This is a genomic window from Nesterenkonia sp. E16_10 (assembly GCF_017347085.1).
GTDB lineage: Bacteria > Actinomycetota > Actinomycetes > Actinomycetales > Micrococcaceae > Nesterenkonia.
Genome location: NZ_JADPSA010000029.1, coordinates 120,482 through 132,755, shown reverse-complemented (window position 1 = coordinate 132,755; position 12,274 = coordinate 120,482). Strand labels below are relative to the sequence as shown.

13 protein-coding genes are annotated in these 12,274 nt (G+C 67.5%); 6 read left to right on the top strand and 7 right to left on the bottom strand.

Annotated elements, in window-relative coordinates; translation table 11 throughout:
• Positions 1 to 13 precede the first annotated feature (13 nt).
• Entirely contained in the window at positions 14 to 556 is a 543-nt protein-coding gene (locus tag I2487_RS09315; protein WP_207172058.1) for a TetR/AcrR family transcriptional regulator, read from the bottom strand.
• Positions 557 to 664: 108 nt separating this feature from the next.
• On the opposite strand from I2487_RS09315, the gene I2487_RS09310 reads away from it, so the two are divergent.
• Positions 665 to 2,233, top strand: a complete 1,569-nt coding sequence (locus I2487_RS09310; RefSeq protein WP_207172060.1) for an APC family permease — start codon at positions 665 to 667, stop codon at positions 2,231 to 2,233.
• Positions 2,233 to 3,465, top strand: coding sequence for a saccharopine dehydrogenase family protein (locus I2487_RS09305; RefSeq protein ID WP_207172062.1), 1,233 nt, complete (start codon positions 2,233 to 2,235; stop codon positions 3,463 to 3,465). Before I2487_RS09310 ends, I2487_RS09305 begins: the two co-directional genes overlap by 1 nt.
• A 40-nt stretch (positions 3,466 to 3,505) precedes the next feature.
• On the opposite strand, the gene I2487_RS09300 is transcribed toward I2487_RS09305, so the two are convergent.
• Positions 3,506 to 4,063: a flavin reductase family protein gene (locus I2487_RS09300; protein ID WP_207172064.1), complete on the bottom strand. Its 558-nt coding sequence runs from the start codon at positions 4,061 to 4,063 to the stop codon at positions 3,506 to 3,508.
• A gap of 129 nt (positions 4,064 to 4,192) precedes the next feature.
• Between I2487_RS09300 and scpC the strand changes: the two genes are divergently transcribed.
• Together scpC and I2487_RS09290 are read left to right on the top strand one after the other, a co-directional pair.
• Positions 4,193 to 5,716 (top strand): succinyl-CoA:acetate CoA-transferase ScpC, encoded by a 1,524-nt coding sequence (scpC, locus tag I2487_RS09295; RefSeq protein WP_207172066.1) that lies wholly within the window; start codon positions 4,193 to 4,195, stop codon positions 5,714 to 5,716.
• Positions 5,713 to 7,092, top strand: coding sequence for a DcsG N-terminal domain-containing protein (locus I2487_RS09290; RefSeq protein WP_207172068.1), 1,380 nt, complete (start codon positions 5,713 to 5,715; stop codon positions 7,090 to 7,092). The genes scpC and I2487_RS09290 overlap by 4 nt, the downstream gene beginning before the upstream one ends.
• On the opposite strand, the gene I2487_RS09285 is transcribed toward I2487_RS09290, so the two are convergent.
• The 4 genes from I2487_RS09285 to I2487_RS09270 are packed head-to-tail and all read right to left on the bottom strand — an operon-like array spanning position 7,085 to position 9,510.
• Positions 7,085 to 7,459, bottom strand: a complete 375-nt coding sequence (locus tag I2487_RS09285; protein ID WP_207172070.1) for a hypothetical protein — start codon at positions 7,457 to 7,459, stop codon at positions 7,085 to 7,087. The two genes, I2487_RS09290 and I2487_RS09285, sit on opposite strands and share 8 nt — an antisense overlap.
• Positions 7,456 to 8,112 carry a hypothetical protein gene (locus tag I2487_RS09280; RefSeq protein WP_207172072.1) on the bottom strand — a complete coding sequence of 219 codons (657 nt, stop codon included), beginning with the start codon at positions 8,110 to 8,112 and terminating at the stop codon, positions 7,456 to 7,458. Before I2487_RS09280 ends, I2487_RS09285 begins: the two co-directional genes overlap by 4 nt.
• Before the next feature lie 58 nt (positions 8,113 to 8,170).
• A complete protein-coding gene (locus tag I2487_RS09275; protein WP_345941385.1) occupies positions 8,171 to 9,082 on the bottom strand; it encodes an EamA family transporter in 912 nt (303 codons plus the stop codon).
• Positions 9,079 to 9,510: an RDD family protein gene (locus I2487_RS09270; protein ID WP_207172074.1), complete on the bottom strand. Its 432-nt coding sequence runs from the start codon at positions 9,508 to 9,510 to the stop codon at positions 9,079 to 9,081. Before I2487_RS09270 ends, I2487_RS09275 begins: the two co-directional genes overlap by 4 nt.
• A gap of 238 nt (positions 9,511 to 9,748) precedes the next feature.
• Between I2487_RS09270 and glnA the strand changes: the two genes are divergently transcribed.
• Positions 9,749 to 11,173 carry a type I glutamate--ammonia ligase gene (glnA, locus tag I2487_RS09265; protein WP_207172076.1) on the top strand — a complete coding sequence of 475 codons (1,425 nt, stop codon included), beginning with the start codon at positions 9,749 to 9,751 and terminating at the stop codon, positions 11,171 to 11,173.
• Positions 11,174 to 11,314: 141 nt separating this feature from the next.
• Here glnA and I2487_RS09260 read toward each other — a convergent pair whose 3' ends face one another.
• Entirely contained in the window at positions 11,315 to 11,746 is a 432-nt protein-coding gene (locus I2487_RS09260; RefSeq protein ID WP_207172078.1) for a VOC family protein, read from the bottom strand.
• Between the two features lie 60 nt (positions 11,747 to 11,806).
• Between I2487_RS09260 and I2487_RS09255 the strand changes: the two genes are divergently transcribed.
• The gene (locus tag I2487_RS09255; RefSeq protein ID WP_207172080.1) at positions 11,807 to 12,217 is read left to right on the top strand and encodes a hypothetical protein; all 411 of its coding nucleotides are present in this window, start codon (positions 11,807 to 11,809) and stop codon (positions 12,215 to 12,217) included.
• The last annotated feature ends 57 nt before the right edge of the window (positions 12,218 to 12,274 follow it).

Here is a 12,274-nt window from a genome sequence, read left to right as displayed (position 1 = left end):
TGGCACCAGGCGCTCAGTACCGGATGGTGCCGATCAGGCGGACGATCCGGTCGATCGTGGCCGGATCGGTCTCCTCGGGCATGGCGCCGGTGCCGGTGAGCGAGGCGTTGAAATAGATCCCATCGCCGAGCAGCATCACCAGGTGGACCATGTCCTCGTGCCCCACCGCGTCCATCAGCACCTCGAACCACTGGGTCCGGCACCTGGCGAGGAGTTCGTTGGCCTCCGGGTGCGACCCCTGCGCCAGCCGGGTGACCGCCATGTTGCAGCGCTCCAGCGGGCTCTGCACGTCGAGCGAGCTTCTGATGTAATAGTCCGCGGCCTGTGAGGGCTCCGACCGCATCACCGCCAGATCGGCCTCCACCAGTACCTGCAGCCGCTCGAACAGCGCTGCCGCCAGCTCATCCTTGGATCTGAAGTGATAGGTCAGACCGCCCTTGGAGACCCCGGCGCGCGCAGCGATGGCCTCGAGGGTGGCGCTGCGCTCCCCCTCGGACACCAGGATGTCCTGGTACGCGGTGATCAGCCGGTGAACGGTGCTCGCAGCATGGCCCATGACAGCGATTCTAAGGCCTATCGAAAAAACCGACTAGTCGGTATAGTGGCGCGCATCACGCTGATCCGGGTCCTTCACGCTGGCCCGGCCGGGGATCGGAGGAGCACCATGAGTCAGGCAGCTCTCGGGAAGAATCTCCCTGGCGCGCCCCCGGGTGCGGGCAAGGGTCTCTCCGCCGGCACGCTCGGCGTCTGGGGATCGGTGGTCATCGGACTCGCCTCCACCGCACCGGTCTATTCGCTCGCCGCCTCCCTGGGGTTCGTGGTCCTCGCGGTCGGAGCTCAGGCGCCCATCGCGTTCATCCTCGCGTTCATCCCGATGCTGTTCATCGCCTTTGCCTACCGAGAGCTCAACCGCGAGATTCCCGACTGCGGCACCTCCTTCACATGGGCCACCAAGGCCTTCGGCCCGTGGGTGGGCTGGATGGCCGGCTGGGGTGTGGCGGTCGCGGGCATCATCGTGCTGGCCAACCTGGCGCAGATCGCCGGAATCTACCTCTGGCTGCTGATCGGCGACGGCTCTCTCGCCGAGAACTCCCTGGTGGTCACCGCCACCGGGGTCTTCTTCATCGCCGCCATGACCTACATCAGCTACCGCGGGGTCGAGATCGGCGCCAAGCTGCAGAACGTCCTGCTGGGAATCCAGTACCTCGCCCTGGGCCTCTTCGTGGTGTTCGCGCTGATCGGGATCGCCAACGGGACCGCCGAGAACGCCACCGCACCGTCCCTGGACTGGTTCAACCCCTTCGCCTTCGAGAGCCTCGCCGGTTTCACCGAGGCGGTGCTGCTGGCGCTGTTCATCTACTGGGGCTGGGACGCCTGCCTGGCGCTGAACGAGGAGACCCGCGATGCCCGTCGAATCCCAGGCCTGGCCGCCCTGATCTCCACGGTGCTGCTGCTGATCACCTATGTGGGGGTCACCGTGGCCGCCATGATGTACGCCGGAGTCGGCGAGGAGGGGGTCGGCCTGGGAAACGAGGGCAATGCAGAGGACGTGTTCTTCGCGCTGAAGGATGTCGTCCTCGGCCCCGCCGCATGGCTGCTCGTGGTCGCGGTGCTCGTCTCTGCGGTCTCCTCCACCCAGACCACCATCCTGCCCACCGCCCGGGGCACCCTGTCCATGGCGGTATACCGGGCGCTGCCGAGCAGGTTCAGCACGGTGCACGCGCGGTTCAAGACCCCGTCCTTCTCCACGCTGGTCATGGGGATCTCCGGGATCGGGTTCTATGTGGTGATGACCCTGGTCAGCGAGAACATCCTGGCCGATTCCATCCTGTCCCTGGGGTTGGCGATCGCCTTCTACTACGCCATCACCGGGTACGCCTGCGTCTGGTACTTCCGCCGAGAGCTGTTCACCTCGGGCCACAACTTCGTCTTCCGCTTCCTGCTCCCGCTGCTGGGCGCCTTGATCCTGAGCGCGGCATTCATCAAGTCAGCGATCGACATGGCAGACGTCGACTACGGATACAGCGTGCTCCTCGGCGTGGGCGGCACCTTCGTCGTGGGCATCGGTTCACTGGCCCTCGGCCTGGTGCTGATGCTGCTCTGGCGGACCCGGTCCGGATCACTGCCGTTCTTCCGCGGGGAGAGCCTGAACGCCGAGACCGCCGTGCTCGTGCCCGACTCCCCCGATGCACCCGATGTACGCCCACGTCCTAGCAATGGAGGCTTGACCTGATGCGCATTCTCATCATCGGAGCCGGCGGCGTGGGATCCGCCGCCGTCCGGATCGCCGTCCGCCGCAAGTTCTTCGACCTGCTGGTGATCGCCGACTACGATCCCTCACGGCCGCAGGCCCTGGTGGACTCCCTGGAGGACGATCGACTGGTGGCCGCGCAGGTGGACGCCTCCTCGGTGGAGGCGGTGGCCGAGGTCGCCAGGAGGCACCAGATCACCCATGTGCTCAATGCGGTGGATCCGCGGTTCGTGATGCCGATCTTCAACGGCAGCTTCGCCGCCGGCGCGACCTACCTCGACATGGCGATGAGCCTCTCGGTCCGGCACCCGGAGCAGCCCTACTCCAAGACCGGTGTGATGCTGGGCGAGGAACAGTTCGCCCTGGCCCCGCAGTGGGAGCAGGCCGGTCGGCTGGCCCTGGTGGGCATGGGCGTGGAGCCGGGACTCTCCGACGTCTTCGCCCGCTACGCCGAGGATGAGCTATTCTCCTCGATCGAGGAGCTGGGCGTGCGCGACGGCGCGAATCTGGTCGTGGCGGGGGCCGACGGCGAGCCGGCCTTCGCGCCGTCCTTCTCGATCTGGACCACGATCGAGGAGTGCCTGAACCCACCGGTGATCTTCGAGCGCGAGACCGGCTGGTACACCACCGAGCCCTTCAGCGAGACCGAGGTCTTCCACTTCCCCGAAGGCATCGGGGACGTGGAGTGCGTCAATGTGGAGCACGAGGAGGTCATCCTGATGCCCCGCTGGACCAAGGCCCGGAAGGTGACCTTCAAGTACGGGCTCGGCGACGAGTTCATCGACGTGCTCAAGACCCTGCACAAGCTGGGTCTCGACTCCACCGAGCCGCTGCTGGTGAAGGGCGTGCCTGTGGCCCCACGCGACGTCGTCGCCGCGGCGCTGCCCGATCCAGCCACCCTGGGTGATCGCATGACGGGAAAGACCTGTGCAGGCCTGTACGTGACCGGATTCGGCACCGACGGTGAACCCCGGGCAGTATACCTCTACCACGTGGTGGACAACCAGTGGTCGATGGCCGAGTACGGCTCACAGGCCGTGGTGTGGCAGACGGCGGTGAACCCGGTGATCGCGTTGGAGCTGCTGGCGAACGGGACCTGGCAGTGCACCGGCGTCCTGGGCCCGGAGGCCTTCGACTCCCGGCCGTTCCTTCAGCTGCTGGCGGCCGAGGCACCGGTCGGCTACGGGTCGCCCTGGGGCCTCGAGGAGCGCTAGAGGCCTCCGCCCGGGCGCCGCGCCGAGCACCCTCGTAACCCTAGTTCGTGAAGTACTTCCACTTCGTCATCTCGTCGCTGAGGTCATGCAGCTCACCGTTGGTGGAGAATGTTCCGTTGCCTCGATGGTGGAACTCCGGGGTGGGCGCGGCATCGGGCCTGATCCAGGCCGCGGTGGTGCGCAGCAGCCACAGCGAATAGTCCTCGACCAGCGAGTCATCCTCGACCTTGCACTCGATATTGGCCACACACTCCCCGATCAGCGGCGCCGCCACGCTGACGCCTGGCACCCGGGTCAGCCCGAAATGGTCCCACTTGTCCAGGTCCTCTCCGGAACAGTTCCCCAGCTGCACCGTGGTGCGCATCAGATCGGCGCCGGGAATGCCGATCACGCACTGCCGGGTGGCCTGCAGCGCCGCGAAGCTCGCGTCCCAGGTGCCCACGATCACCGCCAGGATCCCGTCGTGGCGGACCGGCATGTTGAACGCGTTGGTCATGATGTTGTCGCGGACGCCGTCGGAGGTCGAGATCAATACCGTGGGGCCCGGCTCGATCAGCCGGTAGGTGTCTCGGACCGGATAGGGCACGAATCCGTTCATGGTGCGTCCTCCGTTGTGAGCTGGGGCTGAGGTGCGGGTCCAGCTGCGGGCCGACCCCGCCTCGTGTCACCCAGCGTAGCGCCAGACGCGCGAATCCCGGCAGGGTCTCTGTTCGCCTAGGCTGGGAGAATGAGCGCCGCTTCGAGTCGAATCACCTGCCCCACCCTGGCCACCAAGGTCACCACCGCCGCGGAGGCCGCCCGCTTCATCCACGACGGTGATCGGGTCGGGATGAGCGGCTTCACCGGGGCCGGGTACCCCAAAGCGGTCCCTGCGGCCCTGGCCGAACGGGCCAAGGACGCCCATGACCGCGGCGAGGACTTCGGGATCGACCTCTGGACCGGCGCCTCGACCGCGCCGGAGCTCGACGGCGTGCTCGCCGAGGCCCGCGCGGTGCGCCGACGACTGCCCTTCCAGTCGGACCCCACCATGCGTGAGGCGATCAACACCGGCGAGACCGATTACATCGACACCCACCTGAGCCATTCCGCCCAGCAGGCCTGGTTCGGCTTCTACGGCAAGCTCAACGTCGCGGTCATCGAGGTGGCCGCGATCCTGCCCAACGGACTGCTGGTCCCGGGCAGCTCGGTGGGCAACAACAAGACCTGGCTGCAGCTCGCGGACAAGGTCATCCTGGAGGTCAACGACTGGCACCCGCGCGCCTACGAGGGCTTCCACGACATCTACTACGGCACCAAGCTGCCCCCGGAGCGGCGGCCGCTGCAGCTGACCGACCCGCTTCAGCGGATCGGGGATCCCTACCTGCGCGTGGACCCGGAGAAGGTGGTCGCGGTGGTCCAGACCGACGCACCGGATCGGAACCTGCCCTTCAAGCCCGCTGACGAGCAGTCCAAGGCCATGGCCTCCCACGTGGTGGACTTCCTGCGCTACGAGATCGAACAGGACCGGCTGCCCAAGAACCTGCTGCCGCTGCAGTCCGGGATCGGCAATGTCGCCAACGCGGTGATGGCCGAGCTGGCGCACAGCGAGTTCGAGGACCTGCTGGCCTACACCGAGGTCATCCAGGACGGCATGCTCGACCTGATCGACACCGGCAAGCTGACCGCGGTCTCCGCGACCTCCTTCTCGCTCTCCGCCGAACGCGCAGAACAGTTCAACGCCCGCGCCGGGGAGTACAAGGGGCGGATCCTGCTGCGCACCCAGGAGGTCTCCAACCACCCGGAGGCGATCCGCCGGCTCGGCGGGATCTCGATCAACGGGATGGTGGAGGCGGACATCTATGGCAACGTGAACTCCACCCATGTGATGGGCAGCTCCATCATCAACGGAATCGGAGGCTCCGGGGACTTCGCCCGCAACGCCTACCTGAACTTCTTCGTCTCCGGCTCGATGGCCAAGGCCGGCGCGATCTCCTCCATCGTGCCCTTCGCCAGCCATATCGACCACACCGAGCACGACACCCAGATCCTGGTCACCGAACGGGGCCTGGCGGATATGCGCGGCCTCTCCCCCGCGGCCCGCGCCCGCACGATCATCCGCAACTGCGCCCACCCGGACTACCAGGACCTGCTGCAGGACTACTTCGATCGGGCGGTGGCGCAGAACCAGCGCGGTAGGCACACCCCGCACCTGCTGGGCGAGGCACTGAGCTGGCACGAGAACTACCAGCGCAACGGCCGGATGAAGCCGTGACACCTGAACAGGTCGACGCGCTGCCGGTGATGGACCTGGCCTCCGGGGAGCTGCGCGCGCGGCTCACCCGCGCGGTGATCACCGGGGTCAAGACCATGACCACCAGCCTGCACCGCAGCTACCTCGCCGAGGCCGAGCCGCTGCCGACGCCTGGGCTGCAGCGCCTCCTGGGCGTCGAGGAGGAGAGCCTGGGCGTCGTCGAGGTGGTGGAGGTGGCACTGGTGCCGCTGGGCGAGATCTCCCAGGAGGTGGCCCGCGGCGAGGGCGAGGGCTACGCCTCCGTGGCGGCCTGGCGCGCCTCCCATGAGGAATTCTGGCGCAGCACCGGCGAGGTCGCCGACGGCGGGACCCAGGGACCCGGCCTGGGCGATGATGAGCTGATCGTCGTCGAACGCTTCCGGTGGCTTCCCGAACACAGCCTGGTCCCCGCACCACGGCCCCGACGGGTCGGGATCGTGGTGACCGATGACTACTCGAAGGCTCCTGACCGGGACACCGATCCGCTGATCGCGGCGCTGCAGCGGTGTGAGATCGCGGCCGAGCCGGTCATCTGGCACCGCTGGGAGCCGGGACCGGAGTTCGACCTGCTGGTCATCCGCACCCCCTGGGACTACTCCTCCCGGACCCAGGAGTTCCTGAGCTGGCTGGAGCGCGCAGAGGCGCAGCTCCCGGTGCTCAACAGTCCCGAGCTGATCCGCTGGAACCTGGACAAGGTCTACCTGCGCGAGCTCGAGGCTGAAGGGCTCGCCGGTGTGCCCACCAGCTGGGCCGAGGACGGGGCCGCGCTGCGCCGCGGTCTGGCCGAGCACGGCGACGAGTGGGTGGTGATCAAGCCCAGCATCTCCGCCGGTGCCTTCGACACCGAGCTGCTGCGCGCGGACTCGGCCGCGGCGCGCACCCTGGGGGAACGGATCCTGGCCCGCGGCCTCACCGTGATGCTCCAGCCCGAGATCCCAGAGCTGAGTCAGGGACGAGAGAAGGCGCTGTACTTCATCGATGGGCACCACACGCATGCGATCTCCAAGGGCGCGCTGCTGGCCCGCGGCGGAGGTCTGCGCGGCGGCACCTACCTGGAGGATCCGCAGCTGGTCCAGGCCACCGCCGCAGAGATCGGCTTCGGTGAGCGCGCCCTGGCCGCCGCGGCCCGAAGGACCGGCACCGAGACCCCGCTCTACGCCAGGATCGATGTGGTGGATTCCGCCCGATACGGAACCGTGCTGCTGGAGGCGGAGCTGTTCGAACCCGCACTGAACCTGCACCGCGCACCCGCGGCCGCCGCCGAGCTGGCTCGCGCGATCGAGGGCCGGCTGACCCAGGGCGCGGAGCTTCCAGCCGGCGCGACGTCGCTCACCGGGCGGCGTGGGGCGCTCAGCTGATCGCGCCGATCACCGCCACACCGATCAGGCCCACCGCACCGGACCAGATATAGCTGGCCAGGGTGCCGATGATGAATCGTTCGGTGGCCTTCGCGCGCTGGTCGGCCTGCCAGGCGCGCAGCTCCGGGTAGCGGCCAAGGCCCTTGACCGCCAGGACCACCGCGATCGCCTCGGGATAGCCGCCGAAGACCGCACCGGTGATCGCCAGTCTTTCCAGGATCCCGATCCAGGTCCCCCCGCGCAGGATGCCCGGACCGTAGCCCTCGGGCTCCACCCGGCGCAGCAGCCAGCCCACCAGGAACACGCCCAGAAACGCCGAGAGGCCGAGGGACAGCAGCACCACCGCCGAGATCACAAGCCATGTCATAGATGTCCACCTTTTTGATCCTGTGCAGGGTCGATCCTCCAGCTGCCTTCACCAGCGGCGGCGGAGATCAGGGCCGCCGCGACAGGTCGGCTGCGCCGCTCCTCCTCCAGCATCGCAGAGCGCGCCCGCTGGCTGACCGCTGACACGGTGATTCTGAGCTTCTCGGCGATCTGCGCTCGGCTGAGCCCCTGCGCCGTGAGGTCGCTGACCTCCCAGCCGGTGTCCGCGCGTCGTCGCACCACCCCGCCCAGCAGCTGCAGCACCGCGGTGGCGGCCACGGCAGCGTCCTGGTGGTCCCCCTGGACCACCAGCGGGACCGGTTCGGTGCGGCTGCGGGCCCGCTCCACGGCATACCGGGCCTGGATGAACGCACTCCCGGAGCTGGCCCGAGCACTGGCGCCCAGCGGGCGCTCCACGGCTCCGGCCCCGATGCCCACGGCCCACAGTTCGGTGCGGCACAGCGCCAGCGCGAGATCGACCGCCGCCTCGGCGCTGCTCAGCAGGATCTGCACCTCATCGCCCACGGTGCGCTCCAGCGGCAGCACGATCTGCTTCTCCCGGCGTGCGCTCCAGGGTGTGAGCTCCTCGATCAGGGCATCGACGCGCTCCCCGGTCTCGGTGCTGCGGCGCTGATCAGCGGTGACGACAAACATAGAGACAGGCTACAGCCTGCAATATCGGCTTTCAAGGATAGAGCCTGTCAATGTGCCCTCAATGCGAGGGACCAGGATCGGTCGGCACGCGGGGCGGGGGCCGCCGGAGCGGGCCGCTGAGCGTGAGCGCGTTGCTCAGCACCACCAGCAGAATGCCGGCCCAGGCGATCAGCGGCAGGTGCTGGGCCAGGAAGCCGGCCCCGATCAGCGCCGCGAAGAGCGGGTGCAGGGACATGCCGAGACCGAACACCACTGGAGAGATGTGGCGCAGCACGATGAGATCCAGGGAGTACGGCACCGCCGAAGCCAGGACTCCGGCGACGGCGGCGAAGAGGAACGCCTCCAGCGGCGGCTGCAGCTGCCAGACGATCACCGCAGCGATGGGCAGCAGTCCCAGCGCCGAGATGGCGGTGCCCACCGCAACGCCCTGCACCCCCTCCAGGCGCTGGCCCACCACTCGGTGGGTCAGGATGTACCCGGCCCAGCAACCCGCCGCGAGCACCGCGAAGCCCAGGCCCAGCAGATCGCTCGTGGGGCCCGGGCGGGTCAGCAGCACCACTCCGGTCAGGGCCATGAGGGCACACAGCCCGTCGCGGGGGCGCCGGGAGGAGAGGACGGCGACGGCGAGCGGTCCGAGGAACTCGATGGTCACCGCGGTGCCCAGTCCCAGCCGGTCCAGGGCGGCGTAGAGCGCGGTGTTCATGCCGGCGAAGAACACGGCCAGCAGCAGCACCGGCGACCACTGGCTGCCGGTGAAGCGCCAGAACCGCGGCCGGGCGATCGCCAGCAGGACGGTGGCGGCCACCAGCTGGCGAGCCGCGACCACCCCGACCGGGGTGAGGCCGCTGAAGGCCAGCGAGCCGACGGCGGCGCCGGACTGGGTGCTGAGCGCGCTGGCGCAGATCACCGCCAGGCCGCGGCCCGGGCGACCGCTGAGTCGACTGACCCGTGCGGGTCCGGGGGCGCTCACATGCGCAGCTGGACGGTGCCAGCCGCCCGATCGTGGGCGCCGCGACCGTCGGTCCCGATGAGGATGGCCGGAAGAATCAGCATCAGCAGCAGTGTGCGGACCGTGGAGAAGATCGGGCCCGGGAGGTTCTGGCCGCGGACCACTTGGATCCGCATCAGCCGCTTGCCGATGGTCACCCCGAGCAGTCCGATCAGGATGATGTGGCTGGCCGCGAAGATGCCCAGGGTCACCAGCTCATCGCCGCCGAAGAAGGCCATCGAGATCACAGTCGCGATCCCCCAGTCGATGAAAAGGGCGAGGAGGCGTCGACTCCAGGGCGCCATGCTGCCGGGACCTGACTCCGGCAGACCCAGCTGGTCCCCGGCCCATCGAGGTCCTTCCGCCCCCGCCGCGGAGCCGTTGGGGGGTGCGCCGTCGTTCTTCGCCACAGATCTCCTTCTGTCTCGGATATGAGAGAGTGATGTCTGACATGTGGCCGTACGAGCACGGCCCTGGTCAGTCTATTCCTCCGACCGGGGACGCCTTGTCACGGGCCCATGAGCAACTTAAGTTACATGACGGAAACATTTGCGTGATGGCCGGGAAACGCCCGGCCCATAGCGTGGGATTGAGCGTTCATCCCAGTGACGCACGCAAGCCCAGCCACCTGACGAGGAGCACGGACGTATGTTCACAAGCCCTGACGAAGTTCTGAAGTTCATCGAGAAAGAGGATGTCGTCTTCGTCGACGTCCGCTTCACCGACCTTCCTGGCCTTCAGCACCACTTCAACCTCCCGGCCAAGACCGTTGACCTTGACTTCTTCGAGAACGGACAGCTCTTCGACGGCTCTTCCATCCGAGGGTTCCAGGGCATCGCCGAGTCCGACATGCAGCTCATCCCCGATGTGACCACCGCGTACCTCGACGAGTACCGCGTGGAGAAGACCCTGGTGATGACGTTCTCGATCGTGAACCCGCGCACCGGCGAGCCCTACGCCCGTGACCCCCGCGGCGTCGCGCAGAAGGCCGAGGAGTACCTCGAGGCCTCAGGCATCGCCGACACCGCGTTCTTCGCCGCCGAGGCCGAGTTCTTCCTTTTCGACGATGTGAAGTGGCAGTCCAGCCCGGATGCCTCCTTCTACTCACTGGACTCCGATGAGGCCTCCTGGCAGTCCTCCGAGGAGATCCCCGGCGGCAACCTCGGTCACAAGATGGCCACCAAGGGCGGGTACTTCCCGGTCAGCCCGCAGGACAAGAGCGCAGACCTGCGCGACGCGATCTGCGTGGCGCTGGACGCCGTCGGCCTGGAGGTCGAGCGCTCCCACCACGAGGTCGGTGGCCCCGGTCAGCAGGAGATCAACTACAAGTTCAACACCCTGACCCACGCTGCCGATGACCTGATGAAGTTCAAGTACATCGTGAAGAACACCGCGGATCAGTTCGGCAAGTCCGCCACCTTCATGCCCAAGCCGATCTTCGGCGAGAACGGCTCCGGCATGCACTGCCACCAGTCGCTGTGGACCGACGGCAGCCCGCTGTTCTTCGACGAGAAGGGCTACGCGAACCTCTCCGACACCGCCCGCTGGTACATCGGCGGTCTGCTCAAGCACGCCTCCGCCGTGCTGGCCTTCACCAACCCCACCGTGAACTCCTACAAGCGCCTGGTCAAGGGCTATGAGGCTCCGGTCAACATGGTCTACTCGCAGGGCAACCGCTCGGCGGCGATCCGCATCCCGATCACCGGAGCGAACCCGAAGGCCAAGCGCCTGGAGTTCCGCGCACCGGACCCGTCCTCCAACCCCTACCTGGCCTTCTCGGCACAGCTGATGGCTGGCCTGGACGGTATCCGCAACCGGATCGAGCCCGCAGACCCGATCGACAAGGACCTCTACGAGCTGCCCGCCGAAGAGGCTGCCAGCATCCAGAAGGCTCCCGGCTCGCTGGAAGAGGCGCTGCTGGCCCTGGAGGCCGACCACGAGTTCCTGCTCGAGGGCGGGGTCTTCACCGAGGACCTGGTCAAGGCCTGGATCGAGTACAAGCGTGAAGAAGAGATCGCTCCGCTGAACCTGCGGCTGAACCCCTATGAGTTCGAGCTGTACTACTCGGTCTGATCTGACACCGAGCTTCAACAGCTGCGGCCCCGCACCGATCCATCGGTGCGGGGCCGCAGCTGTATCTGTGTCGGCTGTGTCAGCTGTGCCGGTGTCCGGGACAGCAGGGTTCAGACCAGCACGGTCCAGGACTGGAGAACATCAGCCCAGAGGCGCGGTGAGCTCCAGGTTGATGCCGTCGGGGTCCTGGAAGGAGAGGATCGCGAGCCCAGAATCATCAAGATCGTTGATCTCTCCGTGTTCGATGCCCGCGCCGGCCAGAGCCTGCGCCGCGTCTTGCAGCGCATCTCGAGAATCGACCGCGAAGCTCAGGTGATCGAGTCCGGTGGTCTCGGCGTCGAAGGAGGTCTCCCCCACCGGACGCAGACCGACCAGCGTCCCCTGCGGCGTCTGGTAGATCACTCCGCCGTAGAACTGCTCCTGGGAGCTCCGGACCGCTGGGTCATCGGCGTGTGCCGAGGTGTCCACCACGGCGGGCCAGCCGAAGACCTGGTCGTAGAACGCCTTGGATCGCGCGATGTCGGTGACGGTGAGCCGGACGTGTGCCAGCCCGTTGCTGTTGATGAGAGCCATGGCCTCACGGTAGCCCGTGAGCCGCTGACCTGACCAGACGATGCTCGTTAGACTGGCTATATGACACGGCCAGGACCGCTGGATGTGGTCGACGTCTTCGTCTACACCGTGGTGCTGGGGCTCTTCGTCCAGTTCTTCCCGGAGGTCATCTCGGAGTCGTTTTCGATGACGCTGCTCACGGCAGTGTTGTTGAAGCTGGTGCTCGAGCTGGTGACCTCGGCGAAGAAGTCCCTGGTGGCACGGCTCCGGGCGCGGCGCGGCGTGCGACGCGCCCTCAACGGACTGGTCCTGATCCTGGTGCTGCCGGGCAGCAAGTTCGTGGTCCTGGAGCTCACCGCTCTGATCTTCCGCGGCGAGGTGCAGTTGGGCGGGTTCTTCCTGGTCACCGCGTTGATCATCGTGCTGATGCTGGCCCGCGGAGGCACCCGGAGACTCTTCGATCCCCCACCCGCTCCGGCTTCACCGGAGTGACGCCCCGAGACCCCGCGGGGGTGCCGGTGCTCACGTCGCGGAATGAGAACACTCCCC